The sequence below is a fragment of the Nonomuraea sp. NPDC050790 genome (assembly GCF_044456745.1).
Taxonomy (GTDB): domain Bacteria; phylum Actinomycetota; class Actinomycetes; order Streptosporangiales; family Streptosporangiaceae; genus Nonomuraea.
Window position 1 is genome coordinate 74,173 of sequence record NZ_JBITGF010000019.1, and the last position, 26,802, is coordinate 100,974.

Sequence of the window (26,802 nt, forward strand, 5' to 3'; positions counted from 1 at the left end):
TCCGCGATCCCCGGATATGGCGACTTGCGGCGGCGGGAGGACGCGTGCGAAACTGGCCAGGACTTAATTGAAAAGGTTCTTTCCAGTTAGGGCTTTCGGCCTGCTGGTTGATGTCTCCTTTCCGGCTATACATCCAATGTCTTGGAGTGGCTATGGACGAGTTCCCCGAGCGCATCACCAGATGACCACCGACCACGCGGTCGCGGGCCGCGCCCACGTTCTGTCCTCCGGGCAGGAGCGGCTGTGGTTCCTGAGCCAGCTCGACCCGGGCAGCGCCACGTACAACATGTTCGTCACCGAGCGCCTGCGCGGGCCGCTCGACGGCGACGCGCTCGAACGCGCCCTCGTCGCGGTCGCGGCCGGGCACGAGGTGCTGCGCACCCGCTACGCCGACGAGGACGGCCGGCCCGTCGCGGTCGTCGACCCGCGCCCGCGCGTGAGGCTGACCAGGGCCGACGTCAGCGGCCCCGACGCCGAGGAACGCGCCGCGCGGCTGGTGGGCGAGTGGACCGGGCGGCCGTTCGACCTGGTGGAGGACCAGCCGCTGCGGGCCTGCCTGATCAGGCTCGGCCCGGTCGAGCACGTGCTGGTCATCGTGCTGCACCACATCGCCGCCGACGGCTGGTCACTGGGCATCCTGCTGGGTGAGATCAGCCGCCACTACAACGGCGAGTCCCCGGCCCCGCCCGCCCTGCAGTACGGCGACTACGCGCGCGAGCAGCGCGAGGGGAACGGCGCGCCGCCCGAGGCGCTGCTCGCCCGGCTCGGCGGGGCGCCCGGCCTGGAGCTGCCGACCGACCGGCCGCGCCCGCTGGTCAAGACCACGGCGGGGGACCGGGTGGTCACCACGCTGCCCGCCGGGCTCAGCGAGCGGATCGGGCTGCTGGCCAGGCGGGAGCGGTGCACGCTGTTCATGACGCTGATGGCCGCCTTCCAGGCGCAGTTGTCCCGCTACAGCGGCCAGGACGACGTGTGCGTCGGCACGCCGATCTCCACCCGCGACAGCGAGGACCTGGAGGCGGTGATCGGCTTCTTCCTCAACACCGTCGTGGTGCGGACCGACCTGTCGGGCGACCCGACGTTCCGCGAGCTCATGCGGCGGGTGCGGGGCGCCGCGATGGAGTCGTTCACGGCCGCGGACGTGCCCTTCGACCGGCTCGTCGACGCCCTGGACCTGCGCAGGGACCTGAGCCGGACGCCGCTGTTCCAGGCCGAGCTGGTGATGGGCGCAGGGACCGGCGGCGGGCTGACGCTCGACGGGGTCACCTCCGAGCCCTACGATCCGGGGACCGCGCAGGCCAAGTTCGACCTGACGCTGGAAGCCTGGTCCGGGGAGGGTGGGCTGCGGCTCTTCCTCGTCTACAGCACCGACCTTTTCGACCGCGCCACCGCCGAACGCTTCTGCGGCCACTTCGCCAACCTGCTGAGCCAGGTGACCGACGATCCCGACGTGCGGCTGTCGGAGCTCGAACTCGCCGGGCCCGACGAACGCGCCGTCCTCGACGCCTGGAGCAGGGCCGAGCCGGTGCCGCCGCGGGCGCGCACGCTGCACGAGATGGTGGAGGAGACCGCCGCCGCGCGGCCGTCGGCCCCCGCCATCGTCCAGGGCGGACGTACGCTGACCTACGCAGAGCTGGACGGCAGGGCCAACCGGCTGGCCGGGATGCTCAGGGACCACGGCGTGGGCAGGCAGGACCGGGTGGCGGTCTGCCTGGACCAGTCGCCCGAGCTGGCCGTGGCCGTGCTGGGCGTGCTCAAGGCGGGCGCCGCCTACGTGCCGGTCGATCCTGAGCAGCCCGCGGACCGGCTGGCGTACCTGCTGGCCGACTCCGGGGCGGCGGCGCTGGTGTCCGACCGCCGCGCCGGGGGGTTCGGCGGGCCGGTGCTCGACGTCCCGCAGGACGCGGCCGAGCCGGTCGTCCCGCTGGCCGGATCGGACGACCTGGCCTACGTCATCTACACCTCCGGGTCCACCGGGCGGCCGAAGGGCGTGGCCGTACAGCATCAGCAGGTCCTCAACTACCTGTCCGACGTGCGCGAGCGCTTCGGCGTCGTGGACGGGGCGCGGTTCGGGCTGCTGCAGTCGCTCTCGTTCGACTTCGGGATCACGGTCTTCTACCTGGCGCTCATGACCGGCGGGACCCTGGAGCTGTACCCGTCGCGGATCTCCGGGGCCGAGTTCGCCGACCACGGGCTCGACTACCTCAAGATGACGCCCTCCCACTTCGGCGCCCTCGCCGCCGAGGTCTCCCCGGTACGGCTGCTGCCCCGCCGTACCCTCATCTTCGGCGGCGAGGGGTCGAGCTGGCAGCAGACCAAGGAGCTCGCGGCGCTGGGCCGGTGCGAGATCGTCAACCACTACGGCCCGACCGAGACCACCGTCGGCGTCACCACCTACACCGTCAGCCCCGACGACGAGGTACGCGGCCCCGTCACCCCCATCGGCCGCCCGCTGGGCCACGCCCGGGTCCACGTGCTCGACGCCGCCATGCGTCCCGCGCCCATCGGGGTGCCCGGTGAGCTGTGTGTGGGCGGCGACCGGCTGGCCAGGGAGTATCTCGGACGGCCGGACCTGACCGCCAAGGCGTTCGTGACCGTGCGCGGTGAACGCCTCTACCGCACCGGCGACCTGGCCCGCTGGCTGCCCAGCGGCGACCTGGAGTTCCTGGGCCGCCGCGACCTCCAGGTGAAGATCCGCGGCTACCGGGTCGAACTGGGCGAGATCGACGAGGCGCTGCGCGGGCTGCCCGGCGTGGCGCACGCGGTGGCCGACGCCCGGGGCGCGCACGGCGCCAAGGAACTGGTCGCCTACCTGGTGGCCGACGACCAGCCCGTACCGGTCGGCGAGCTGCGGCGGGAGCTCGCCGCCACCCTGCCCGAGTACATGATCCCCACCCGCTACGTCTGGCTGGACCGGCTGCCGCTGAAGTCCCACGGCAAGGTCGACCGGGCCGCGCTGCCCGAGCCGGAGGGCGAGCGCCCGGAACAGGGCGTGGCCTACGAGCCGCCGTCCGGCCCGGTCGAGGAGACGGTCGCGGCGGCCATGGCCGACGTGCTCGGGCTGTCCGGGGTCGGCGCGCTCGACGACTTCTTCGACCTCGGCGGACACTCTCTGCTGGCCACCCGCGTCATCGCCAGGCTCCGCCGCGACCTGCCGGAGGAGTGCGCGCCGGTCAGCGTGATGGACCTGTTCCAGCACCCGACCGTGCGGAGGCTGGCCGCCGTGGCGGCGGCGCCGTCCGCGCGGCGCGGGCTGCTCTACCTGCTCACCCCGCCCGAGCCCGCCACACGCTCCCTCGTCTGCGTCCCGTACGGCGGGGGCAGCGCCGTCGTCTACCAGCCGCTGGCCGACGCCCTGCCACGGGGCACGGCGCTGTACTCGGTGGCCGTGCCCGGCCACGACCTCGGCCTGGAGGAGGAGCCCCGGCCGCTGGCGCAGGTGGCGGCCGAGTGCGCGGCGGAGATCCTGGAGAAGGTACGCGGGCCGCTGTCGCTCTACGGTCACTGCGGCGTCGGCGGCGCGCTGACCGTGGAGATCGCCCTGCTGCTTGAGGCGGCGGGGCGCGAGGTCGAGACGGTGTACCTGGGCGGCATCTTCCCCTTCGCCAGGCCGACGCGCGGGCTGCTGGGCCTGTGGGCCAGGCTGACCGGCGACGACCGGTGGCGCAGCGACCGCGGCCAGCTCAACTGGCTGACCTCGATGGGTGCCGACCTGGGCGACCTCGACGAGGAGCAGCGGGCGTTCATCGTGCGCAACATGCGGCACGACGCGCGGCAGGCGGAGGAGTACTTCACCGGCCTGCTGCAGGCGGAGGGCCGCTCCAGCCTGCGTGCGCCGATCGTGTCGATCGTGGGCGAGCAGGACCCGACGACGGAGTACTACGAGGAGCGCTACCGCGAGTGGCACTTCCTGACCGGGCACACCACGCTGGCGGTGATCCAGGAAGCCGGTCACTATTTCCTGAAATATCGGGCGGAGGAGCTGGCGGCGATCCTCTCCCGCTCGCGGCTCACCCCGGGCGACAGCGGAACGGGATGGAGCGTCCGCGCGGTGTCCACGGGCACCGAGCGAGCCCCCGCCGCGGGACCCGAGCCGAGCGTGCGGCGCTTCCTCGTCGTGGCGCTCGCCCAGATGGCGACGATCACCGGCGCCACGATCACCGAGTTCGCCATCCCCATCTGGATTTACCTCACCACCGGGCGCCTGGCCCAGATGGCGCTGCTGACCGTGCTCGCCGTGATCCCGGGCGTGCTGGCCGCGCCGCTGGTCGGCGCCATCGTCGACCGGTCGGGCAAGCGGGCGGTGATGCTCGCGGCCAGCCTGGCCGGGCTCGCCATCCAGTCGACGGCCGCGGTGCTGCTGTTCACCGGCGGGCTCGACACCTGGACGTTGTATCCGCTGCTCACGCTTCTGTCCGTGGCGCTGGCCTTCCAGCGGGTGGCGTACGCGTCGGCGATCCCCCAGCTCGTGCCCAAGCGCTACCTCGGCCACGCCAACGGGGTGGCGCAGATGACGACGGGTGTGGCGCAGTTCATCGCCCCGCTCATGGCCGTGGGCCTGATGTCGGTGATCGGGCTGGGCGGCATCCTGATCGCCGACGTCGTGGGATACCTCGTGGCCGGGGCCGTACTGGTGTTCACGCGCTTCCCCGCCACCCTCGCCCACCAGCGCAGGGAGACGGTCGCCGCCGAGATCAGGGCGGGCTTCCGGCTGTCGATCGGCAACCGGGACTTCCGGGCGATGGTGCTGTTCTTCGCGCTGCTGGCGATCGTCCTGTCCCCGGTCTTCATGCTGTACTCGCCCCTCGTCCTCTCCTTCGCCGGACTCCCCGAGGTCGGCACCGTCGCGCTGTGCGGCGGCGCGGGCGCGGCGGTCGGCGGCCTGGCGATGAGCCTGTGGGGCGGCCCGCGACGCCGCCGGATGATCGGCATGCTGCTGCTCACGCTGGTGATCGCCGCGTCCTGCGTGCTGGTCGGCCTGACCAGGTCGCTCGTGCTGATCGGCATCGGGGCGTTCGGGGTGTCGCTGGGGCTGGCCCTGGTCAACGGCGTGTACGCGACGATCATCCAGGTGAAGGTGCCCCAGCGGTACCACGGCCGGGTGTTCGCCCTCAACCAGATGGTGGCCTGGTCCACGATCCCGCTGGGGGTGGGGGTGCTGACGCCGATCGCGGAACGCGCACTCGAACCGCTCATGCTCCCGGGCGGCGCACTGGCCGGCACCGTGGGCACCGTCCTCGGTACCGGCCCGGGCCGCGGCATAGCACTGATCTACGTCATCTTCGGCCTGCTCATAGCCGTTCTGGTGGCAGCCGCCCTGAGAACCAGGGTCCTGTCCCATTTCGACACCCAGGTCCCCGACGCGACTCCCGACGACCTCGTCGGAGTAGCCCACCTCAAGCAGGGCGTATAAGGGGGTTTCTTCTCGCCGCCATCGGAACCGTCGGGTGCGTATTAGTACTGACCGCCGTGATGCTCATTACCGCGATCACCGCCACCGCGAATTCGACGGTCCGAAATGCCCGGCCCCGGTGAATGGGGTTTATAAAACTATGTCGGAAATGCGATAATTAGGCCGGGCTATCGCAAAGGAGTGCCATGATCGCGCTCATTGTCATCGACGCACAGAAGGAATACTCCGGTTCCGGCGCGCTGCCGGTGGAGCGCTTCGATGAGACGATCGGCAACATAGGACGTCTCCTGGACACCGCCCGGGGCAACGACGCGGCCACGGTCGTGCACGTGCGCCACATCAGCCCCGTTCCCGGCGACCGGTCCTTCGCCGCGGGCAGCCCCGGGCTCGACTTCGTCGACGCGCTGCGGCCGGCGCCGGAGGAGTTCGTCCTGACCAAGCACTACGTCGGCGCCTTCTCCAACCCCGACCTCGACCGGCACCTGATCCGCAACGGCGTCGACCGCGTGGTGATCTCCGGGTTCACCTCGTTCATCTGCTGTGACACCACGGCCCGCGAGGCGGTGCAGCTCGGGTACAAGGTGGTCTACGTCGAGGACGCCATCAGCGAGTTCAGCCTGCCCGGCCACAGCGCCGAGGACCTGCACCGGCACGTCAGCGCCGTGCAGGGAGCCGCGTTCTCGACCGTGACCTCCACCAGCGAGGCGGTCGCGATGCTGGCGGGCAAGGCCTGACGAGGTGTCCGTGGGGCGGCCGCCGCCGGCCGCCCCACGGAGCCCGGGGTCACACCGGAATCACCCTGATCGACGGATGGTTCTCGGTGTTGAGGTAGAGCTTCTCCTTCTTGCCGTCCTGCTCCAGCTCCACGATCAGCCGGTACTTGTAGACACCGGGCTTGGCGGTGCTCAGGACGGTGCCGGCCCAGTAGTAGTAGACGGGCGTCCACGGATCGCGCATCTTGTCCGGCGCGCCGTAGATCTTGAGCTCGACGCAGACCTTCTTCTCCGCGACGTCCTCCTCGTCACCGACCTCGGTGTCCAGGAAGACGATGTTGTTGATCTTGGGCATGGGCGGCCAGGTGCCGTCGGGCCGCTTTTCCATGTCGATCGGGCGGATGATCCAGTTGAGCACCTGGCCCTGCTTGCAGACCGTCTCCAGCCGCGAGGTGCCCTGGCCGCTGCCGCCGTAGCTGTTGTCGACCATGTACATGGCGTCGGTCAGCGACTTCTCCTCCGTGGCCTTCTCCATGTCGACGAGCGTGACGATGTTGAGCTGGACGGAGTTGAGCTGGCCGGGGTTCTGCTTCTCCTCCGAACCGCGCGCGCGGCTCTGTGGCGTGACCATCGGCGTTCCTCCTTCAGCCGACCAGGATGGGCGACAGCGTGGTGCGGATGGGCTGGGCCCGGGTTCCGAGCAGGAAGTCGATCTGGTACGGCACCGTGTCGATCTCGTCCTTCTTGACCGTGGCGATCCAGTAGGCGACGTCGGTGCCGGGGTAGACACGGCGCTCCGGCTCGCACACCTCCGCGTCGATCAGGATGCCGGCGATGCCGACGTACGCCTCGCACTCCAGCGCCAGGACGTTCCACACCAGCCTGTCGCCGCGCCGTACGCTGGTCCGCAGCTCCTCGGTGCCGAAACCGGTGGAGCCGCCGCCCTTGTTGGTGTCGTACAGGTACAGGTGGCCGTGCATGCTGTCGGCGGCCAGCGCGCCCACGGCGTCCACGACCGCGGTGATCGAGATCGGCGGCCGGGAGCTGCCGTTGTCGCGCGGCTTCGCTCTGGGGGGCACTTCTCCTCCTTGGGATTACGGCTGCGCCGGCGGGACGGGCGGGATGGGCAGCAGGCCGACGCCCGCCTTCGTGAAGGCGTTGCGCTTCGGCTCCGAGGTGATCTTCAGGCGGGACGCGCAGGTCAGGTCCACCGGCTCCCACGTCCAGTCGCCGCCCTGGAGGATCAGCCGGTGGAGCTGGACGGCCATCGTGTAGCCGTAGATCCCGGGGCGTGAGGTGTCGACCGTCGCCGACCAGTACCAGCCGTCGGTGACCATGTCCGGCGAGCCGTACTCGGCCGGATACATGATCTTCTTGTCGACGGCCTCGCCGTAGATGTCGGTGATGACCGGCGGCGGATAGCTGTGCCCGGCCGAGCCGTCGTAGGAGATGACCTTGCCGGTGACGTCCAGCACCTTCTGCCCGGCCGGTCCGCGGGTGCGCTTGGTGGTCTTGGTGCGGGTGCCGACCACCTGCTGGATCCTGTTGAGCTCCGCCGCCGCGTCGGGGCCGGTGGGCGGCTTGCTGACCAGCGTCTCCAGCTCGGCCAGCGCCTGCTGGTCGGTCTGGCGGGCGCGCTCGGCCTCGTAGCCGCGCGGCACCGTCGGCGGGATCGAGCCGAGGCTGTAGGGCAGCCAGTTGAGCACCTGCTCGCTGGCCTGCGAGCCGTCGCTCCAGTGGGCGCCGTGGATGGCGGTGACGAGTTCGCCGGTGCCCTGTCCCTCCGAGCCGTGCAGCTTCATGTTGTCGAACAGGTAGGTGTTGCCGTCGAGCGTCTTGGTCTCCAGTGCGTGGCCGACGTCCACGAGCACGATGATCGCCAGTTGCTGGGGCATGGCACTCCTTCCTAGATGCGCATCAGCGCGGGGGAGTCGACGTGCAGCAGGCTGTGCGGGCCCTCGTACATCTGGAACTCGATCCGATAGCGGTAGGGCACGCCCGGCACCATGTGCTGCGGCACCACCCCGGACCAGACGTCGAGGTCGAGCTTCTCGCTGTCGTCGCCATCGCCGCCGGGAACGGCGGGCTGCCCGACGAAGGTGATGTTCTTGATGTCGACCGGCGTCTGCAGGTCGACCGCCAGCACCGTCCACTGCACGACCTGGCCGGCCTGGACGTTGGTGCACAGCTCGGGCGTGCCCTGCTTGGTGCTGTGCAGGCCGCCGTTGTCGATCATGCAGAGGTTGCCGTTGAGCAGTGAGCGGTCCGACAGCGCCCCGATGACGTCCACCAGGGCCATGATGTTCACGTGCGATTTCGCCACCACGTCCGTGCTCCTCTCATGTGCGTGTGTGGTCAGCCCCGATCCCGCACCAGCGGCACCTTGCCCACGGCCGTCCGCTCGATCTCCGCGGAGGCGCGGCGCACGAACCGGATCAGGAACCGGTAGCCGGTCTTCTCGATCGAGACGGGGTTCGCCTCGCCCTGGTTGAACAGCGACAACGACCGCGGCAGCGCGCTGAGGAAGACCCGCTGCGCGCCGTAGGGGCCGAGGACCGCCTCGGTCGCGTAGGTCAGCCCCGCCACGTCGTCGACCGCGGCGAGCAGCGTGATCGTGCGGCTCTCCCGGTGGTTGACGAACTGGACCTCGTGGGAGACCTCGTCCAGGTCCACCGCGGTCGCGATCCGCAGGTCCTCGCGGACCGCCGCGTAGGCGCGCGCCGCCGCGTACTGGCTGTCGGTGATGTGCAGGACGTCTCCGGTACGGCCCGCGAACTCGAACCGGTGCGCCTTCAACCCCGGCCCGTCGAGCCGCGGCCGGCGGATCATCCGGTCGCCGAGCTTCAGCCGCAGCAGGGGCGCCTCGTGCGCGTGCAGCCGCGTGACGACCAGCTCGCCCTCCTGGCCCTCGTCCACCCAGCGGCCCTGGTCGTCGACGATCTCGATCAGGTGCAGGCCGGGCACCGCCGTAAGGCAGGGGGAGCGTTCGTCCAGTTGCAGGCCGATGGTCTCGGCCTGCGTGGCGGCGAAATAGCTGAGGATGGACAGGTTCGGGTAGACGTCCTTGAGCTCGGCCCGGTTGCGCTGGGCGAGGACGCCGCTGCCGTACAGGGCGACCCTGAAGCTCTCCCTGGCCTCCTGCTTCAGGCCCGCGCCGAGCTCGCTCAGGATCGCGATGCCCGCCGTGATGCCCATCAGCGCCTTAGGGCCGGGGTAGGAGAACATGTGCTCCAGCACTCCGGCCGTGACCGGCCCGGCGCCGATGTAGTTGACGCCCGGCACGTTCTGCAGGACGCCGCCGACCATGGTGCCGCTGCTCCACATCTGGTAGTCGGCCAGCGTGGTGAACAGCCATCGCGGCTGCCCGTCCATCAGGCCGTCGAGCTGGTGGGTTCCGAGGAAGCGGCCGGCGATCTCGTAGGTGTCGCGCAGCTCGCGCAGCGCGTAGACGATCTCCAGTGGGCTGCCGTCGCTGGTGCCGCCGCTGGCCACGACCTCGAACCCGCCGCGGTCGAGCGGCACCACCAGGCCGGGCCGCGCGTCCATGAACAGCTCGCGCTGCACGTTCTTGTCGGACAGCGGCACACGCTGCCATTCCTCGAACGACTGGGGCGCCGCGGTGACGCCCGCGCGCCGCAGGCGCGACTTCCACGCGGGATTGAGCAGGACCGTGTTCACCATCTGGCGCAGCCTGCGCAGCACCAGCGCGTCCTGGATCTCGTGCGAGAGCTCGTCGTACGGCCGGCCGTACACCCGCTCGCACTCCCGCATCTTGCTCGCGAACGACGGCAGCGCGGCCACGGCCTCGGCGGAGCCCGGGGCCAGCTCGTCGCCCGGGATCAGCCGGCGCGCCAGCTCTTCTGGGTCCTTCTGGGTCATCCTTGTCCTTTCACCGCTCGCTGGTACACGTCCCTGCCCACCGTCCTGATCTCGGTCAGCAGCATCCGGAAGTGCTCGTGGGTGATCAGGTGGTTCATCAGGACCACGCGCAGCGCGGCCACGCCGTCGATGTCGACCTTGGAGATGAAGAAGTTTCCGCGGTGCTTGACCCGGTCGCGCACCGCCACCTGGAGGCGGTGCGTCTCCTCCCTGGACAGCTCGCCGGGGCGGTACCTGAAGCACAGGATGTTCGACTCCGGATAGTGGGCCGTCTCGAAGTCGGGCTCGGCCAGCAGCATCCGGTGGGCGCTCCTGGCCAGCGCGCAGAGGTACTCGATCTTCTCGGCGAACAGGGCGCGGCCGTACATGGCCCACAGCGCCCAGAGCGGCATGATCATCGGGCGTTTGGTGCACTCGATGGTCTTGCCGCCGCTGTCCAGGGCGGTGAAGACGTCGGGGTCCTCGTCGAACACATAGCTGGCCCGCTGCTTGAAGGCGTTGAGCCCCTTCTCCTTGTCCCGATAGAACAGCAGCGTGCACGGGGCCGGCGTGAACATCATCTTGTGCGCGTCCCAGGTCAGGGAGTCGGCCTTCTCGATCCCGCGCAGCCTGCGGCGCAGCTTGTCCGAGACCAGCAGGCTGGCCCCGTGCGCGCCGTCGACGTGCAGCCAGATGCCGCGCTCCGCGGCCAGCCCGGCCAGGTCGTCGATCGGGTCGAAGGCGCCCACGGAGGTGGTGCCCGCCGAGGCGACCAGGCAGAAGACCTTCAGGCCCCGCCGTTCCGCCGTGTCCAGCACCGGGGCCACCCTGGCCGTGTCGATCTGCTGGCGGCGGTTCAGGGGCAGGCGGACGATCTGGTGCTCGCCGATGCCGGTGATGCCGGCCGTACGGGAGACGCTGTAATGCACGTCGTCGCCGACGGCGATCGCGGGCAGCGCGCGCCCCCGGTACGCCGCGCCGCCCTCCAGCCAGAAGCCGGGCAGCCGGTCGTTGCGGGCGGCCAGGATCGCGGTCAGGTTCGCCAGCGACCCGCCCGACGTGGTGATCATGGAGAACCGGTCGGGGTCCCAGCCGATGAACTGGTTGAGCTCGTCGGCCATGATGCGTTCCACGACGTTGGGGAGCTGGCCGGCCTCGTAGAACGACGACGGCTGGTTGACCACCGAGCTCACGAAGTCGATGACGCCGGCCAGCGGCACCGTGCCGGAGAACTGCCGGCCCATGTAGCCGGGCGAGTGCACCTGGATGCCGGTGGAGACGTAGAGATCGATGATCGCCGCCAGCTTCTCCTCGTCGTAGCCGGCGATGTGTTCCTTTTCCCTGGTCATCAGGGCCCTGGCCGCGCGGGTCAGGACCGAGGGCTCGGTGAGGTTCAGCCCTCTGATCGAGAGGTCGGCCAGGTGCTTGCCCAGCTTGGCGACGGTCGTCTCGGAGCTCTGCCTGAAGAGCTGGACGTCGAACGCCTCCAGAAGCAGGCCGGTGTCCTGCGTCTGTCCGACGGCGACCTGCGGACCAAACATGGGATGACTCGGCCGAGTTTCCGCCAAGGCAGCCTCCTTGGAATGTGCCCGTGCAGGGCAGGGGTAGTTCCGGGCTCACCGGACGCGCGCACGCGGCGTCGGGAAAGCACCGGGGAAAGGGCGTGCGGGAGTGGCGGGCGACAGCCCGAAACAACGCATTCGGCGGCATCCCGAAATGCGCATGGAGCCATGAGGGTCCTGAACGGAGTGTGCGCCAGGCCGGGACGTGAAAACGCGCTTTAATGCGACGGGCGGGTTAGGCTCTTGTGTCGTCTTGCTGATGCACTCATATCGGGATCAGCTCCGCGACCGGCGGGAGGCGGGCCGGAACGTCCAAACAAATGGGATCAAAACATGGATCTCCTGCTTGGGCAATAGATCTCCGGCGATTCACAGAGCCACGGTTAATGTCAGGCCCGCATTCCTCGGCTCGGGCTCGCGGTAACTAATGTCGTGGTGTTATGCGGCAACGGTCGCTGAATTCCCGCTTAACCGCACGTTTTCCAGAACGCCGCGGGAGGTACGATCTCGATATGGGGTCGGCCGCGCTGCGGACCTTGGCGTCCAGGCTCTGGCCGAGACCGGCCGCGCGGACGCCGAAGGCTGGATGCGACAGGTGACCTCAGGGTCACGGATCCGCCTATCTGGACGGGCGTATCCGGGTGACGAGGTCGTCGTACTCCTTCTGGGTCGTGGCGAACTCCAGGACGCCGGGCTTGGTGGCCACGAAGTAGAGCCACGTGCCGTCGGCCGGGTGGAGGGCGGCCCTGAGCGCGGCCTCGCCGGGGTTGGAGATCGGGCCGGGCGGCAGGCCGCGATGCCGGTAGGTGTTGTACGGCGAGCGCAGCTTCGTGTCCTTGAGCGTCGCGGCGGCCCGGTACTCGCCGAGGGCGTACAGGACGGGACTGTCGAGTGACAGCGGCATGTCGCGGGCCAGGCGGTTGTGGATGACGCGCGCCACCTTCGGCATGTCGGCCTCGGTGGGCGACTCGGCCTGGACGAGGCTGGCCACGATGACGACGTCCAGGGAGTCCACGCCGAGCGCCTCCGCCTTCTCCCCGAAACGGGACAGCGTCGCGGCCAGGATCTCCGAAGGAGTGGCGGAGACGGCGAACCGGTACGTGCCGGGGTGGACGAAGCCCTCCAGCTTGCCCTTGGCGTAGACGGGCAGGCCCAGCGCCCGGCCGTCCTTCGCCGCCCGTGCGAACGACTGCGCGGGCTCGCCGGTCAGGCGGGACAGGGTCTCGTACACCTGGGTGGTCCGCGATCCCGCCGCGATGGTCACCTCGTACGCGCGCTCGGGCACGGGACGCGTGGCCACGGGAACCTCGGGGGACAGGGTCCTGACGGCGACCGTACCGCCCGCGGCCAGGGCGACGACGGCGACCGCGGCGGCCAGCGCGGCGCCCCTGCGGCGGGCCACGCGGCGCGGAAGGAAACGTTCGGGGGGCGGCGGCGCCTGCTCGTCCGCCATGTCGGCGAGGGTCTCGCGCAGCAGGTCCTCGACGTTCAACGCAGCTCCCTCACATTGCCCAGTTCGGGGGCGGACTTCTTCAGCCGCTCCAGTGATCGGTGGATCTGGCTGCGGACCGAACCCACCCGCACGCCCAGCAGGTGCGCGATCTCGGTCTCCGACTTGTCCTCGAAGTAGCGCAGGACGAGGATGGCCCGCTGCCGTGGCGTCAGCCGGGACAGCGCCGCCCGGATCATCACGCGGAGGTCCGCCGCCTCGGCGTGCCCGTCACGGGGCCGGTCGAGCCACTGGTCGGTGCTCACCTCCACGATCCGTGCCCGGCGGCGCCACCTGCTCACCTGCTCGTGGTACATGGTGCGGCGGACGTAGCCCTCGATGGCCGCGTGGTCACGCAGGCCACGATGGCGCGCGGCCGTCTTGGTCAGGGCCGACTGGACGAGGTCCTCGGCGGCGTGCCGGTCGCCGGTCAGCAGGTACGCGGTGCGGAACAGCGCGCCCGACCTGTCGATGACGAACTGCCGCAGAGCCGCCTCAAAACCTGGATCCACCCGTCCTCCTCCGATGTCACCCACCAAGGACGAACGGCCCTCACGAATCTATGCCGGACACCGGCCAGATCTTGCCTGCCAGGCCGCCAGCGGGTGAACCAGGGCGACGGCGAGGCGCGGCAGGCAGGCCCGTCCCGGTCGCGCAAGCCGTACCGGACGAGGCCGAACAGGCTCGCGGCCGTGACGGACACGGCCGCGAGCCCGGCGACCACCACGACGTACGCGAACGGCGGTGGCATCCAGGTCGGTTCGCCCGAAACCCGGGCGACGGACGTCACCAGGGCAGCGGGCCGTCCTCGCTGAAGAAGCCGCCCGTCGGTCCGTCCGGACCGAGCGTGGCCAGGCGGACCAGGCCCGCGGCGCCCTCGGCCGGGGTCAGGTGGCCGGTGTGGTTGTTGCTGTCGGTGTCGACGAAGCCGGGCGCGACCGCGTTGACCAGGATGCGGTCCTTGCGCAGTTCGTTGGCGTACTGGATGGTCAGGGCGCTCAGCGCGGACTTCGACGGGCTATACGCGGCCGACGGCAGCAGCGCGGCGAAGGGCCCGTCCGGGTCGCCGGTGAGGGTGAGGGAGGCGGCGTGGCTGCTGACGTTGACGACCCGCGCCGCCGGCGACCGCCGCAGCAGCGGCAGCATGGCGTTGGTCACCGCGATCACGCCGAACACGTTGGTCTCGAACACCGCCCTGACCATGTCCAGGTCCACGGTGCTGGGGATCTGGTCGGTGGCGTCCATGGGGGAGGTCTGCCCGGATCCGGTGATCCCGGCGTTGTTGATCAGCACGTCGAGCCGCCCGAACTCCGCCTCGATCCGCTTGGCGGCGGCAAGGACGCTGTCCCGGTCGGTGACGTCCAGGGCGATCGCGTGCGCGTCGCCGCCCGCCGCCCGCACCGCCGCCGCGGCCTCCTCGCCGCGCCGCCCGTCCCGGGCGCCGATCAACACCGTCATCCCCAGTACGGCCAGCCGCTCGGCCGCCGCCCGCCCGATCCCCTTGTTCGCACCGGTGACCAGCGCGACGATCCGGTCGTTGTGCTCGCGCTCCATGATGTCGTTCCTCTCCAGTGGCGTCGATGACACCCAAGAGATGCCGGCCACACGCCCTCTGTGACACCCCACCGATGTGACGTGGCCCACTCCTCGCGGTGGTATTCGGGGGGGACGGCCGCATAAGCCGTGAGCCGCCGGATAGGGGCCCGTATTTCGCGGGGACCGTCTCCCCTCGTGACCGCTTCTGCGATACTCTGAGCACCTCTCCGCGAGGAGTTCTGCGTAATTTGCGGACAAAGGCGGCTTGGTGGGTCGAGTCAGCAATATCGTGCGACATCAGCTCCTCGCCGCGGAGTTGCGGCGACTGCGGGTCGAGATCGGCCTGTCCGGGCCGAGCGTGGCGAAAGCGCTCGGATGGTCCCCGGCCAAGTTCTCCAGAATCGAATCCGCTCTGGTCCGGCCGTCGCGTTCGGACATGCTTATCCTTTTAGACCATTACGGCGTCGTCGAGCCTGCGCGGGCCGGACTATTACTGCTCGCCAACCAGGCCGCACAGCGTAATTGGTGGGACGCCCACGCGAAGGCATTGCCCGGCGGCTACCTCGAGTACATCGGGCTCGAGTTCGAGGCCGCGAGGGTGACCAACTGGGAGGGCCTGGTGCTGCCCGGCCTGCTCCAGACCGATGAGCTGGTGGGCGCCATCAACAGCGCGGGCGAGGACTTCTTCGCGGTGCCGCCGAGCGCGGTGCGAGTGCGCAACCAGGTGCGGCTGACCAGGCAGAAACTGCTGACCGACCCCGATCCGCTGGACTTCACCGCGGTCATCGACGAGGTCGTCCTGCACCGGACCGTGAGCCTGCTCAGGGACGTGGGCGGCGCCGAGGCGGCCAGGAGACAGTTCGCGCATTTGATCGAGATGGCCCAGCGCGACAACGTCACCGTCCACGTCATCGAGCTGTGGAAGACCTACCCGCTCGTCGCGACCTCCTCCCTGATCCGGATGGCGTTCGAGCCGGTGGAGGAGGCCGCCGGGCTGGTCCACCCGGACGTGGCCTACATGGAGTCGGTCGCCGGTGGCTCTCTGGCCTATGACGAGGAAGAAGTCTACCAATTCGATCGGCTTCTCAAATATCTGGTTAATAAATCGCTCAATCCTGAGGATTCCCTGCGCTTGATTCACCGGGTCGCCGGTGAAATCGAGGACTAGTTCCGCACTCAGAAAACACCGGAGGTAATCGTGGACTCACCAGTGCCGCACTGGTTCAAGAGCAGCTACAGCGCCACCAACGGCGCCTGTGTCGAGGTGGCGGGGTTGCCGGGTGGGCGCGTGGGGGTCCGCGACACCAAGAATCGGTCAGGAGGGACGCTGGCGGTCTCCCTGGACGCATGGCGCGACTTCGTGGAGGCCGTCAAATCCGGCGACCTGCCTCGGGAGTGAGTTCACACGGGTGTGCGTCCTCTTCCAGGAGAGGACGCACACCGGATGGCTCGGTCTCTCGCGAAAGCCTCCCGGTGCGGATGACCGGCCGACCTGGAGACCGGCCTGACTGGGTGCAGCCGTGGACCGGCCTGCCAGGCCAGGCGCTCCCATAGGTTCTGCAGCCGCTCACGGAGCGTTGTTGGCATAGAACATCCCCCCGTGGTCACGAGGACGATCACTTCACTGCGATACTCCCAGAATCCCTCTGAGAGGCGTTCTCTGCAATTTTCTGCGGAAGTACATAAGGGATGTTCCAGGGAAGGTGTCCGGGACTTTTCGGAAGGCCGGCTGTCAGTCGAACTGGATGTCTACGGATGATGCGCCGCGTAGTGGGGCGATCTGGTGGGCCTCGTCCTTAATGTGTTTCCTGTGCCGGGCGCTTAGGGTGCCGAAGGGTGTGACCGTGATGGTCAGCTTGCGGCCCTTCTTGCGGGGGCGCCAGATGCCGGTGATCTTGCCGTCGGCCAGGATCGTGCCTGGTTCGCCGACTGTCTTCCACACTTCCCGGTGGTGCTTCTTGGGCACGATGGTGTCGCGGTCGCGGAGCTGGGTGTAGGGGTCGCGTGGGGGGAGCAGGCGTACGCCCTTCGGGTCCGGCGCCGATCGCAGGGCGTCGAGGTCCTCGGTGAGGATCCAGGACGCGCCGCCGTACTCGACCCGCGTCAGCTCCTCCTCGACCAGGTCCCACCACGGCCCGGTGTCGGCGGGTTTGACGCCCAGCCACGCGGCGAAGTCGCCGCGCGTCGACGGGGCGTAGCCGCGCAGGTAGCGGCGGAGCAGTTCGGCGCGGGCCGGCTCCGGGTCGGTGTCGGGGATGGGCTCGCCCAGCCATTCCTCCACCAGGACGAAGGGCGCCTTGTTTCCGGAGCGGGGTGCGAAGCAGACGATCCGCTGCAAGCTGAGGATGCGGACGCAGAAGTGCACGACGCCCTCACCCAGCGGCTGGCCCTTGGCGTAGGGGCCTTCCTTCGTCCACACCGTGCGCTGCTTTTTCGGGAGGTTGCCGGCGATCCGGCCGGCGAGTTCCGTGCCCAGGTCGCCGATGGGGAGGCGGCGGCCGGACAGGACGGGGTTGATCTCGGCGGTGGTCAGTTCGACGGCTTCCGCCAGGGTCATGCCGAGATCGTCCAGCGCCTGCTCCACGCCGAGGATCAGGTGCCGCCGCCCCTCCTCCGTGGGCGGCAGCACGCCGGTGGTGAAGACCGGGGCGTCCGCGGTCGGGAAGAAGTACGGCGAGCCGCGCATGCACCAGGTCTGCAGCAGGCTCCGGTCCTCGACCGCGTCGCCCAGCCGTTCCCCGGTGACACCCTCGACCCTGGCGTGCAGGGCCAGCGGCGCCGAGCCCGGCGGGCTGTTCTGCACCGCGCACTGGCCGGCGGCCTTGAGCAGACCGTCCTCGCCCAGCCGCTCGGTGAGGTGGTGGGCGTTGAGCCGAAACGCGATGACGTCGCCCTTCGAGACCTTGTCTGCCACTGACGCAGCCTATAGCGGCGTGAAGCAGGATCGGGGGAACGGCGAAGTAGGGGTGCACGGACACGGTTCCCCTCAGAAAGGCAGGCATGCCACCACCCCTTCCGCCGTCGGCCCCGCCGGCCACCGCGACCGACGCCGAGCTCATCGAGGTGTCGCTGGCCAGTCCTGAGCGGTTCGGCGCGCTGTTCGACCGCCATCACCAGGACATCCACCGCTACGTGTACTTCCGTCTCGGCGAGTCGGCCGCCGACGACCTGGCCGCGGAGACGTTCCTGCGCGCCTTCCGCGCTCGCGCGCGCTACGACCTGTCCCACCCCGACGCCCGAGCCTGGCTGTACGGCATCGCCTCCAACCTCGTCGCCGGCCACCGCCGCGCCGAGGCCCGCAGATACCGCGCGCTGGCCAGGAGCGCCGAGGCGGGCGACGTGGGCAGCCACGACGAGCACGTCATCCAGCGGGTCTCGGCGGCCGTCATGCGGCCGAGCCTGGCCGCCGGCCTGGCGGCGCTCTCGCCCGGCGACCGGACCGTGCTGCTGCTGGCCGCCTGCGCCGAGCTCGGCTATGAGGAGATCGCCGAGGCGCTCGGCATCCCGCGTGGCACCGTCGGCTCGCGGCTCAACCGGGCCAGGAAGAAGCTCCGCTCGTACATCGGCCTTGAGGAGTCGTCATGACCAGTGACCTGAGGGAGATGAAGGCGGCGTACGACGCGCTGCCGGGACCGTCGGCCGAGGCGACCGCCAGGGCGCGGGAGGTGATGCTCGCGCCGCGGCCTCGTCCCAAGCGGCGCCTGCTCAGGGCGGGCACGGTGGGGCTGGCGGCGGCGGTGGCCGCGGTCGCCTTCGTGGTCTTCCCCGGCGGCGGCGCCACCCCCGCCGGTGCGGCGGAGCTGCTCCAGCGGGCGGCCACCGCGGCCGCCAGGCAGCCGGCGCCGCTGAAGGGCCAGTTCGTCTACGTCAGGCAGCGGGAACAGCGCTGGATCCTCACCCTGGCCGAAGGCGGGGCCCGTTCCGAGTACACCGAGGAGTCCGACACCGAGTCCTGGATCCCCGCCGCCGACCCCGCGGGCGCGCTGATGCGCACCCGCTACGGCAGGCGTACCGTGCACAGCGGCCAGGTCCCCGACACGATGCCGACCCCCGGCACGGTCGCCCACCACACCGGGCAGTGCGCGGCGCTCGTGGCGGCCGACACCTCGAACCTGCCCACGGACCCCGGCGAGCTCCTCGCCCGGATCCGCGCGGACGCCGAGGCCACCGTCGGCAAGGAGCGTCCCGAGCCGACCGAGGACCAGTTCAGGCGGCAGGTCGAGCGCACGGTGGCGTCCCGCCTGCTCACCCTGGCCCAGAACCCGTTCCCCGGCTACGGCCTGCGCGAGGCGGTGCTCGGCGCGCTGGCCAGGCTGCCTGCCGCCACCATGCGCACCGACCTCACGGACGCGGCGGGACGGCAGGGCGTCGGCGCCTCGATCCGGTACCAGGGCCCGGACGGCGCGGAGACCGCCGAGCTGATCTTCGAGCCGGACACCTACCGCTTCCTCGGCTGGCGCGTGCTGTCCCAGAGGCCGGACGGCGGCGCGGAGGTGCTCCGCGCGGCCACCGCGACGCTGGAGGTGAAGATCGTCGACACGATGCCGGAGATCCCGGCCGACGCCCCGCCGCCGACGACCTGCTGAGGGCGGGCCGGTCAGAGGTCGCCGAAGGCGGAGCGGATGGCGGGGAGGTGGTCCAGCAGGGTACGCACGCCCAACCGGCCGGCGGTCTCCGTGGCGTACACGAACTGCACGTCGACCCGCCACCCGCCGAACCCCAGCGGCAGGAGCGCCAGCTCGCCCTCGCGGACCGGGCGCGCGGCGACGAAGCGGGGGACCACCGCGACGAAGCCCGCGTCGAGCGCGAGCCGGAGCGCGGTCGACGGCAGGCCGGTGGTGTGGATGGGGGCGGTCAGGCCGCGGTCCGGGTGTTCGAGGGAGGCGGCGAGCTCCTGGGCGTCGCGGCCCCACCGGTAGACGATGACGCCGGTGGCGGCGAGGTGCTCGATCCTGAGGCGGCGGCGCTCGGCCAGGGGATGGCTGGGGCGGCAGACCGCGACCAACGGCGACCTGCTGATCGGCTCGGCGCGCAGGGCGCGCAGCGGGACCTTCGGCATGACGAACCCGGCGTGCACGCTGCCGTCGGCGAGGCGGCCGACGACCTCGCCGCTGTGCGCGACCCGGCAGTGCACGGTGATCGGGCGGCCGGCGACGGCCTCCAGCGCGGCGGGGAAGACGACGTCGCCGAGGCTCGCGGGGGCGGCGAGCACGAGCCGCTGGGTCTCGTGCGCGGACACCGAGATGGCGGCCTCGTCGAGGAGGTCGAGGCAGCGCTGGGCGTAGTCGTTCAGGCGCTCGCCGGCCGGGGTGGTGGTGCTGCCTCGGGCGCTCCTGACGAGCAGCGGGGCGCCGAGCTTGCGTTCCAGGGCGGCGATCCTGACGCTGACCGACGGCATCGACAGGCGCAGTTCGGCCGCGGCGGCGCCGAGGCTGCCCGTGCGGACGACCGTGGTGAACACGACGAGGTCCATCGTCTCGACCTTGTGTCCGGTGCCGTCGAAGCCGGGGGCAGCCATAGGGATAGGCTAACCCTTGACCCAGACATTTCCGGTCTACCTATGCAAATGGGTCATCGTCAATAGTTCAGGACATGTCTGAGACGCTGTCGGCCGTTTCGCCGGACGAGGACCTGCGCCTTCGGCGCGGACTCGGCACCACGTCCCTTGCCCTGATCACCTTCTCCAGCGTCATCGGCTCCGGCTGGCTGCTTGCGCCGTACACCGCGGCCAAGGCGGCCGGTCCCGCGGCCTTCCTGTCCTGGACGATCGCCTCCGTCGCCACCGCGCTGGTGTCGCTGGCGTTCATCGACCTCGCCTTCCGCCACCCGATGTCCGGCGGCAACGTCCGCTGGCCGCAGTTGGCCTCGGGCCCGCTGGTCGGCGCCGTGGTCGGCTGGGCCGTCTTCCTCCAGGCCGTCAGCGCCGGGCCGAGCGAGTCGACGGCGGTCGTCCAGTACGCGGCCAAGTGGCTGCCCTGGGTCATGACCGGCGAGTCGCTGAGCTGGTCCGGCCGGTTGATCGCCGCCGGGCTGCTCGTGTTCTTCTGCGCGCTGAACCTGTTCGGGATCAAGCTGCTCGCCCGGGTCAACAACGTGGTCGCCACCATCAAGGTGGTCATCCCCGCGCTGACCGTGATCCTCTTACTGGCCAGCGGCTTCGACACGACCAACGTGGCGACCGGCGGCGGGGTCGCCCCCTACGGCGTCTCCGCGGCGCTCACCGCGGTGGTCGGCGGCGGCCTGGTCTACTCCTTCACCGGCATCAACGCCGCCGCCGTCATGTCCGGGGAGGCGAAGGACCCGCGCCGCACCGTGCCCCGGGCCACGCTCATCGTGCTGGCCGGCACGGTCGTGCTCTACATGGGCCTCCAGGCCGTGATGATCTTCTCGCTGCCCAACGGGCTGCTCGGCAGTGGCTGGCACGGCATCAACCTCAACTCGCCGCTCGCCTCGCTCGCGACGCTGCTGGGCCTGTCGTGGTTCGCCACGGTGCTGCTCGCCGACGCGATCTTCTCGCCGTCGGGCAGCCTGCTGATCGGCATCGGGGTCAAGGGCCGCTACACCTACGGCGCCGCCCAGAACGGGCTGCTGCCCGCCGCCCTGGCCAAGGTCGACTCCAGGTTCGGCATCCCGAGGCGGGCGCTGATGCTCAACGTCGGCATCGGCTCGGTGATCGTGCTCACGTTCGGCAACTGGAAGTCGATCGCCAGCTCGCTCAGCTTCTACTACGGCCTCAGCTACGCGGCGGTCTCGGTCGCGGTGACCGTCCTGGCCGCCGCGACCCCGCCGGAGAAGGGCTGGCTGCGCGGGTGGGCGATCCCGGTCGGCTCCGCCTCGTTCGTGCTGTCCGGGCTCATCCTCTACTGGTCGACCTGGGAGAAGATCCGGGTCGCGGTGCCGCTGCTGCTGATCGGGTTCGTGATCTACCTGGTGCGCACCGCCAGGCTGCGGGCGGTGGGCGGGTGGCTGGTGGGCTTCCTGGTCATGCTCGGCCTGCTGTCCGCGCTCGGCTCGTTCGGCGGGGCCGGCGTCGTGGCGGCGCCGTACGACTCGGTGCTCGTGGGGGTGCTCAGCGCGGGGATCTGGTGGCTCGCGCACCGATCGGGCCTGCGCCACCAGCGATCCCTGACCCCTCAAGAGACCAGGAGCACGGTGTGATCGACCTCGACTGGGACGTGGAGCGATCCCGTGCGCGGCGCAACAAGCGCTGGTCGCAGTACGGCCGCGACGTCCTCGACCTGACCGTCGCGGAGATGGACCTGCCGGTCGCCGCGCCCATCCTCGCCGCGGTCCAGGACGACGTGCGGCGGCAGGCGTTCGGCTACCCGCTGGCCGACGAGCTGAGCGAGGTGCCCCAGGCGGCCGCCGAGTGGCTCGCCGAGGAGCACGGGCTCGCGACCGATCCGGACAGGGTACGGCTGCTGCCCGAGCTGATGCGCGGCATCGTCATGTCGATCACGCATCTGACCAGGGCCGGATCGCCGGTGGTCGTGCCGACGCCGGTCTACGGCCGGTTCTTCGACGCGATCGGGGTCGCGGGGCGGCGGGCCGTACAGGTGCCGATGACGGCCGGCGAGCTCGACCTCGACGGCATCGAGCGGGCCATTCGCGCGGGCGCGGGCAGCGTGCTGCTCTGTCACCCCGGCAACCCGACCGGGCGCGTCCTCGACGCCGGCCCGTTGCGCGCGCTGGCCGCGCTCGCCGCGCGGCACGGCGCGAAGGTGATCAGCGACGAGATCCACGCGCCGTTGCGCTACGGTCCCGGCTTCATCCCGTACGGCACGCTCGACCACCACGCGATCACCCTGATCAGCGCCACCAAGGCGTGGAACTTCCCCGGCCTGCGCTGCGGCCTGATCGTCTTCGGCGATCCCGGCGACGCTCGCCTCTGGTCGGGGCTGCCGAGGGCGGCGGTCGGCGGCATGAGCCCGCTCGGCATGACGGCCACCGTCGCCGCGTTCCGCGAGGGCAGGCCGTGGCTGCGCGAGGCCGTACGCTTCCTGGACGGCAACCGCAAGCTGGTCACCAGCGCGCTCACGGACCTGGACATCGGCTATGCCGAACCGCAGGCAGGCTACCTGGCCTGGCTCGACCTGCGCCGCTTCGGCCTCGGCGACCCGGCCGCCCACCTGCTCCGGCACACCGGCGTCGCCACCACCTCGGGCGCCGACCACGGCGCGGCGGGCGAAGGCTTCGTCCGCCTCAACTTCGCGACCCCGCCCGACGTCCTCACCGACGCCCTCGACCGCATCGTCGCCTGCCTGCGTTAGAGGCGTCGTCGATCGACCGGGTCGGAAACCCTCTAAGATGTTCACAACATCTGGATATTTCCACCATCCCGGGAGGCTCGTTCATGGCGACTCGGCACCTCTACGTGGTACGGCACGGCGCGGCCGACCCGTTCGGCAACCTGACCGACGTGGGCAGGCGGCAGACCGGGCTGCTGGCCGACCGGCTCGCCGCCCTGCCCGTCGATGCCGTCTGGCACTCGCCCCTGCCCAGGGCGGCCGGCTCGGCGGAGATCATCGGGGAGCGCCTCGGGGGTGTTCCCGTGCGGGAGGCGGAGGAACTGGTCGATCACGTGCCGTACGTGCCGGAGCCGATGCCGCCCGCGTGGAAGGGGTTCTTCGACGGCTACGGCGGGGCGGAGGCGGCCGAGGGCGCCAGGCTGGCCGACGCCCTGGTCGAGCGGTTCGCCCGTCCTGTTGCGACTGAGACGCACGAGGTACTGGTCACGCACGCCTACCAGGTGGCCTGGCTGGTGCGGCACGCCCTCGACGCGCCGCCGGTGCGCTGGCTGGGGCTGAGCTGCGGCAACACGGCGCTCACCGCGATCGAGTACCGCGACGGGGTGGGGGCGTCTGTGCTGCTGTACAACGACATGGGCCACCTCCCGCCCGACCTGCGCTGGACAGGCTTCGGATCCGCCCTGCGGCCGTGAGCGGCGTGCGGTTGTGAGAGGCGTGCGGTTGTGAGAGGCGTGCGGCCGTGAGGTCTAGGTGTCGCGCAGCACGGCTTGGGCGGCGGCGAGGCGCTGCGCCTCATCACGCTCGGCGCTCTGGCCCGAGGCCGTGCCTGACACCTCGTCCGCCCATTCCAGCAGCCTGCGCAGATGGTCGCCCGCCGGGTTCGCGGTGATCTGCGGGCTGCCGAGGGCGACCTCGCCGCCGGTCCCGTCGATGGTGACGAAGGCGCCCTCGCCCACGGTACGGTCCCCGGCGCGCAGCGAGCCGTCGCCCACCACGAGCCCGGCGACCCCGACCACCGCGGGCTTGCCCATCGACCGCGCGACCACCGCCGCGTGGCTGGCCGGTCCGCCGCGAGCGGTGACGATCCCGGCGGCGGCCGCCAGACCACGCAGGTCATCAGGCGACGTCTCCGGACGCACCAGGATGACCGGCCCGTCGCCGGACATGCGTACCGCCGCGTCGGTCGTGGTCGCCACCCTGCCCGCCGCCACCCCGGGGCAGGCGCCCACGCCTCTGGCCAGGATGTCGGGCCGTGCCGAGGCGGCGATGCGCGGGACGCGTACCTGCTGGAGGTGGTGCGGCGAGACCCTGAGCAGCGCCTCGCCGCGCGTGATCACGCCCGCGTCGGCGAGGTCGGCCGCGACGCGTACGGCGGCGCCGCCCGCGAACCGGCCGGGGCGCACCTGCAGCAACCACAGCTCACCGGCCTGGAAGGTGAACTCGGTGTAGCACGCGTCGCGATAGTGCCCCTCGATCCGCTCCAGCGCCGAGGTCAGCGCGGACCACACGGCCGGTTCGCGGCCGGCCAGCTCGCCCAGGGGATGGGTGGCCGAGCGGCCGGAGACGACGTCCTCGCCCTGGTGACCGAAGAGCACGTCGCCGAACGGGACGTTCTCGCCGGTGTTGGGGTCACGGCTGAAGGCGACGCCGGTGCCGCTGTGGTCGTCGCGGTTGCCGTACACCATGGCCTGGACGATCACGGCCGTGCCGAGGTCGTGGGGGATGCCGTGCAGCTCGCGGTAGGTCCTGGCGCGCGGCGTCTTCCAGGAGGAGAAGACGGTCTCGACCGCCAGCTCCAACTGCCGCGCCGCGTCGTCGGGCACCGTGCGGCCCGCCCCGAGGCCGGACAGGAACCGCCGCCGCGAGTCCTCGGCGAACCGCGCGTCGCCGGTCTCGGCCGCCAGCGCCGCCGTGGCCCCGGTCGTGAGGCCGAGGTTCAGGATCGTGGTCATCATGCCGGGCATCGACACGCTCGCCCCGGAACGTACCGAGACGGCCAGCGGCGCCCGCGTACCGCCGAAGGCGCGCCCCGTCGCGGCCTCAAGGCCGGCCATGGCGCGCGCGAGCTCCTCGGCCAGCCCGGCGGGCAGCCGCCCGTCCCGCAGGTACGCCCGGCAGGCCCCGGTGGTGACGACGAACCCCGCGGGCACCGGCAGGCCCAGCCGGTGCAGCGCCACGAGGCCGCGCGCCTTGGCCCCCACGGTCTCCGCCGGTTCCTCGACCCGCGCCGACAGCGGCAGGACCCACCTCACCACCGCGTCATCCCGAGCGTCGCGAGCAGGTCTTCGTGCAGCTCGGCCCAGACGGTGTGGTACGAGATGGTGTTGTCGGCCAGGTAGCCCAGCTCGCCCGCCTTGGCCAGGCCGAGCGTCTCGGCGAGCCGCACCCGGTACCGCCCGAAGCGCGGCAGCGCCGCGGCCAGCTCGGCGCAGACGAGGGCGGCCCGCTCGTCCAGGTCGGTGAACCGGTCGAGGACGCGGGCGTCGTAAGCCGTGTCGCGGTGGTCGTTGACGGTCATGACGCCGTCGACGGGACGCATCTGCCAGGCCGTGCACAGATCGAGCAGTTCCGGATTGAGCACCAGGAATCGCTCGAAGGCCGCGGCGACCGCGGGCCGGGCGCCGCCGGACTCCAGCTCGTCCGCGATCCACTTGGCGTCGGTGGCCTTGCCCGCGTCGGTCAGCCCCCACGCGCCCATCTCGTGCGTGACGAGCCCGGCGACGGCGAGGTCGATCAGCTCGGACTCGACCGAGGGCGCGTCCAGGCCGGTGGCCGCGGACACGCGGGCCAGCCCGGAGTGCCCGCCGCAGCGCAGCGCGTGGAGCACCAGGAGGTCGGTGCGGCTCATGACGTGGCCCTCCATGACTCGGGGTGCCGCGCGGCCGCGAAGCCCGCGCCCCGCCCGGTGGCTCTGGCGACGACGGTGCCGTCCTTGACGCGCAGGGCGGCCTCCGTCTCGTGGCCGGCGTCGGTCAGGCCGGCGGCTGCCGCGACGGTGCCGTCGTCGATGACCAGCCGCAGGCCGTCCCAGGCCGCGGCCGGGAAGACGCGGCGCAGGCAGCCGGCGAGGTCGCCGATCCTGAGCCGGACGAGGGCGCCGGTCTCGGCCGGGTCGCCCGGGACCACGACCACCGTGACCTGCTCGCCGGGGTTCGCCGACCGCACGGCCTCCTCGGCCGCCGACGCGCGGTGCCCGCCCAGCACCGTCACCACGCCGTCGGCGCCGAGGTCGGCGGGCTCCCCGGTGATCAGGTCGGCCAGCCCCTCGGGCGGCGTCCAAGCCTCCTGACACGGTACGGCCGGCGCGACGAAGTCCAGATAGGGCGGATCCCACGTGTCGCCCAGGTCGAGCCCGGCCAGATGTTCGCAGGCCAGAGCCTGGTCGAACGGGTCACCGAAGCCCGGGGCCAGCTCCGCCAGGAACCCGGAGCCGGCCAGCAGCGTCAGCGCCAGCTCGGCCGGGCGTACCAGCCTCGGGGCGTCGGGCTCCACGCTCTCCAGCCCGATGGCCAGCAGCAACGCCTCCACCTGGGCGACCTGCGCCAGCACGGTCCTGCTGTGCTCGTCCTCGACCACGCCCACGAGCGAGCGCAGGTGCAGCCGCCCGCCCGCGGCCGTGTCGCCGGCCAGCGGCAGGCGTTCGAGCCACGTCCTGGCGAACGCGCCCAGCGCCTCGGCCTCCGATCCCGGCGGCGCCGTCGCGGGCGGCAGGGCGGCGCCCGCCTGCTCGGCCGCCTCGACGAGCACCGCCAGGTACAGGGCCCGCTTGCTGGGGAAGTTCGAGTAGACCGCGCCCCGGGTCAGCTCGGCCCGTTCGGCGATCCTGTCGACGTTCGCCAGTGCGTAGCCCTGCTCGGTGAACTCCTGCCTCGCCGCCGCCAGCACCGACGCGCGGGTGCGCGCCTGCTGCTGGGCCCGCGTCAGCCGTACCATCGCCGCTCCTTCGCTCTGTGATGCCATCAGGATACTCACAAAATCTGGA

General features: G+C 71.1%; 23 protein-coding genes. 9 read left to right on the forward strand and 14 right to left on the reverse strand.

What is annotated here, in order from left to right; all coding sequences use genetic code 11:
- Positions 1-181 precede the first annotated feature (181 nt).
- Together ACIBEJ_RS51065 and ACIBEJ_RS51070 are read left to right on the forward strand one after the other, a co-directional pair.
- Positions 182-5,413, forward strand: a complete 5,232-nt coding sequence (locus tag ACIBEJ_RS51065) for an amino acid adenylation domain-containing protein (RefSeq protein WP_397190308.1) — start codon at positions 182-184, stop codon at positions 5,411-5,413.
- Positions 5,414-5,598: 185 nt separating this feature from the next.
- A complete protein-coding gene (locus ACIBEJ_RS51070) occupies positions 5,599-6,147 on the forward strand; it encodes an isochorismatase family protein (protein ID WP_397190309.1) in 549 nt (182 codons plus the stop codon).
- 49 nt (positions 6,148-6,196) lie between these two features.
- On the opposite strand, the gene ACIBEJ_RS51075 is transcribed toward ACIBEJ_RS51070, so the two are convergent.
- The 9 genes from ACIBEJ_RS51075 to ACIBEJ_RS51115 all read right to left on the reverse strand — a co-directional run bounded on the left by ACIBEJ_RS51075 (position 6,197) and on the right by ACIBEJ_RS51115 (position 14,589).
- Complete coding sequence (locus tag ACIBEJ_RS51075; protein ID WP_397190310.1) at positions 6,197-6,757, reverse strand: hypothetical protein; 561 nt, start codon at positions 6,755-6,757, stop codon at positions 6,197-6,199.
- 13 nt (positions 6,758-6,770) lie between these two features.
- The gene (locus ACIBEJ_RS51080) at positions 6,771-7,205 is read right to left on the reverse strand and encodes a hypothetical protein (protein ID WP_397190311.1); all 435 of its coding nucleotides are present in this window, start codon (positions 7,203-7,205) and stop codon (positions 6,771-6,773) included.
- Positions 7,206-7,220: 15 nt separating this feature from the next.
- Entirely contained in the window at positions 7,221-8,021 is an 801-nt protein-coding gene (locus tag ACIBEJ_RS51085) for a hypothetical protein (RefSeq protein WP_397190312.1), read from the reverse strand.
- An 11-nt stretch (positions 8,022-8,032) separates the two neighbouring features.
- Positions 8,033-8,452 carry a hypothetical protein gene (locus ACIBEJ_RS51090; RefSeq protein WP_397190313.1) on the reverse strand — a complete coding sequence of 140 codons (420 nt, stop codon included), beginning with the start codon at positions 8,450-8,452 and terminating at the stop codon, positions 8,033-8,035.
- A gap of 29 nt (positions 8,453-8,481) precedes the next feature.
- Entirely contained in the window at positions 8,482-10,005 is a 1,524-nt protein-coding gene (locus ACIBEJ_RS51095) for a hypothetical protein (RefSeq protein ID WP_397190314.1), read from the reverse strand.
- The gene (locus tag ACIBEJ_RS51100) at positions 10,002-11,525 is read right to left on the reverse strand and encodes a pyridoxal phosphate-dependent decarboxylase family protein (RefSeq protein ID WP_397190315.1); all 1,524 of its coding nucleotides are present in this window, start codon (positions 11,523-11,525) and stop codon (positions 10,002-10,004) included. The genes ACIBEJ_RS51095 and ACIBEJ_RS51100 overlap by 4 nt, the downstream gene beginning before the upstream one ends.
- A gap of 640 nt (positions 11,526-12,165) precedes the next feature.
- Positions 12,166-13,038: an endolytic transglycosylase MltG gene (mltG, locus tag ACIBEJ_RS51105; RefSeq protein WP_397190316.1), complete on the reverse strand. Its 873-nt coding sequence runs from the start codon at positions 13,036-13,038 to the stop codon at positions 12,166-12,168.
- Complete coding sequence (locus ACIBEJ_RS51110) at positions 13,035-13,547, reverse strand: SigE family RNA polymerase sigma factor (RefSeq protein ID WP_397190317.1); 513 nt, start codon at positions 13,545-13,547, stop codon at positions 13,035-13,037. Before ACIBEJ_RS51110 ends, mltG begins: the two co-directional genes overlap by 4 nt.
- A gap of 274 nt (positions 13,548-13,821) precedes the next feature.
- Positions 13,822-14,589 carry an SDR family NAD(P)-dependent oxidoreductase gene (locus ACIBEJ_RS51115; protein WP_397190318.1) on the reverse strand — a complete coding sequence of 256 codons (768 nt, stop codon included), beginning with the start codon at positions 14,587-14,589 and terminating at the stop codon, positions 13,822-13,824.
- Between the two features lie 250 nt (positions 14,590-14,839).
- Between ACIBEJ_RS51115 and ACIBEJ_RS51120 the strand changes: the two genes are divergently transcribed.
- On the forward strand, positions 14,840-15,739 hold the full coding sequence (locus ACIBEJ_RS51120) for a helix-turn-helix domain-containing protein (RefSeq protein ID WP_397190319.1): 900 nt from the start codon (positions 14,840-14,842) through the stop codon (positions 15,737-15,739).
- Between the two features lie 30 nt (positions 15,740-15,769).
- On the forward strand, positions 15,770-15,970 hold the full coding sequence (locus ACIBEJ_RS51125) for a DUF397 domain-containing protein (RefSeq protein ID WP_397190320.1): 201 nt from the start codon (positions 15,770-15,772) through the stop codon (positions 15,968-15,970).
- A 333-nt stretch (positions 15,971-16,303) separates the two neighbouring features.
- Here the strand turns inward: ACIBEJ_RS51125 and ACIBEJ_RS51130 are convergent, their stop codons facing one another.
- On the reverse strand, positions 16,304-17,485 hold the full coding sequence (locus ACIBEJ_RS51130; protein ID WP_397190321.1) for a winged helix DNA-binding domain-containing protein: 1,182 nt from the start codon (positions 17,483-17,485) through the stop codon (positions 16,304-16,306).
- Positions 17,486-17,571: 86 nt separating this feature from the next.
- Between ACIBEJ_RS51130 and ACIBEJ_RS51135 the strand changes: the two genes are divergently transcribed.
- Positions 17,572-18,156 (forward strand): RNA polymerase sigma factor, encoded by a 585-nt coding sequence (locus ACIBEJ_RS51135; protein WP_397190322.1) that lies wholly within the window; start codon positions 17,572-17,574, stop codon positions 18,154-18,156.
- Complete coding sequence (locus ACIBEJ_RS51140) at positions 18,153-19,157, forward strand: CU044_5270 family protein (protein WP_397190323.1); 1,005 nt, start codon at positions 18,153-18,155, stop codon at positions 19,155-19,157. Before ACIBEJ_RS51135 ends, ACIBEJ_RS51140 begins: the two co-directional genes overlap by 4 nt.
- 11 nt (positions 19,158-19,168) lie before the next feature.
- On the opposite strand, the gene ACIBEJ_RS51145 is transcribed toward ACIBEJ_RS51140, so the two are convergent.
- Positions 19,169-20,089, reverse strand: coding sequence for a LysR family transcriptional regulator (locus ACIBEJ_RS51145; RefSeq protein WP_397190324.1), 921 nt, complete (start codon positions 20,087-20,089; stop codon positions 19,169-19,171).
- A gap of 74 nt (positions 20,090-20,163) precedes the next feature.
- On the opposite strand from ACIBEJ_RS51145, the gene ACIBEJ_RS51150 reads away from it, so the two are divergent.
- The 3 genes from ACIBEJ_RS51150 (at position 20,164) to ACIBEJ_RS51160 (ending at position 23,512) form a co-directional block, all read left to right on the forward strand.
- Entirely contained in the window at positions 20,164-21,729 is a 1,566-nt protein-coding gene (locus ACIBEJ_RS51150) for an APC family permease (protein ID WP_397190325.1), read from the forward strand.
- On the forward strand, positions 21,726-22,841 hold the full coding sequence (locus tag ACIBEJ_RS51155) for a MalY/PatB family protein (protein ID WP_397190326.1): 1,116 nt from the start codon (positions 21,726-21,728) through the stop codon (positions 22,839-22,841). Before ACIBEJ_RS51150 ends, ACIBEJ_RS51155 begins: the two co-directional genes overlap by 4 nt.
- A gap of 83 nt (positions 22,842-22,924) precedes the next feature.
- Complete coding sequence (locus tag ACIBEJ_RS51160) at positions 22,925-23,512, forward strand: histidine phosphatase family protein (protein WP_397190327.1); 588 nt, start codon at positions 22,925-22,927, stop codon at positions 23,510-23,512.
- Between the two features lie 54 nt (positions 23,513-23,566).
- Here ACIBEJ_RS51160 and ACIBEJ_RS51165 read toward each other — a convergent pair whose 3' ends face one another.
- The 3 genes from ACIBEJ_RS51165 to ACIBEJ_RS51175 are packed head-to-tail and all read right to left on the reverse strand — an operon-like array spanning position 23,567 to position 26,753.
- The gene (locus ACIBEJ_RS51165) at positions 23,567-25,075 is read right to left on the reverse strand and encodes a pyruvate, phosphate dikinase (protein WP_397190328.1); all 1,509 of its coding nucleotides are present in this window, start codon (positions 25,073-25,075) and stop codon (positions 23,567-23,569) included.
- Positions 25,069-25,668: a transcriptional regulator gene (locus ACIBEJ_RS51170; RefSeq protein ID WP_397190329.1), complete on the reverse strand. Its 600-nt coding sequence runs from the start codon at positions 25,666-25,668 to the stop codon at positions 25,069-25,071. Before ACIBEJ_RS51170 ends, ACIBEJ_RS51165 begins: the two co-directional genes overlap by 7 nt.
- Positions 25,665-26,753, reverse strand: coding sequence for a TetR/AcrR family transcriptional regulator (locus tag ACIBEJ_RS51175; protein WP_397190330.1), 1,089 nt, complete (start codon positions 26,751-26,753; stop codon positions 25,665-25,667). Before ACIBEJ_RS51175 ends, ACIBEJ_RS51170 begins: the two co-directional genes overlap by 4 nt.
- Positions 26,754-26,802 lie beyond the last annotated feature (49 nt).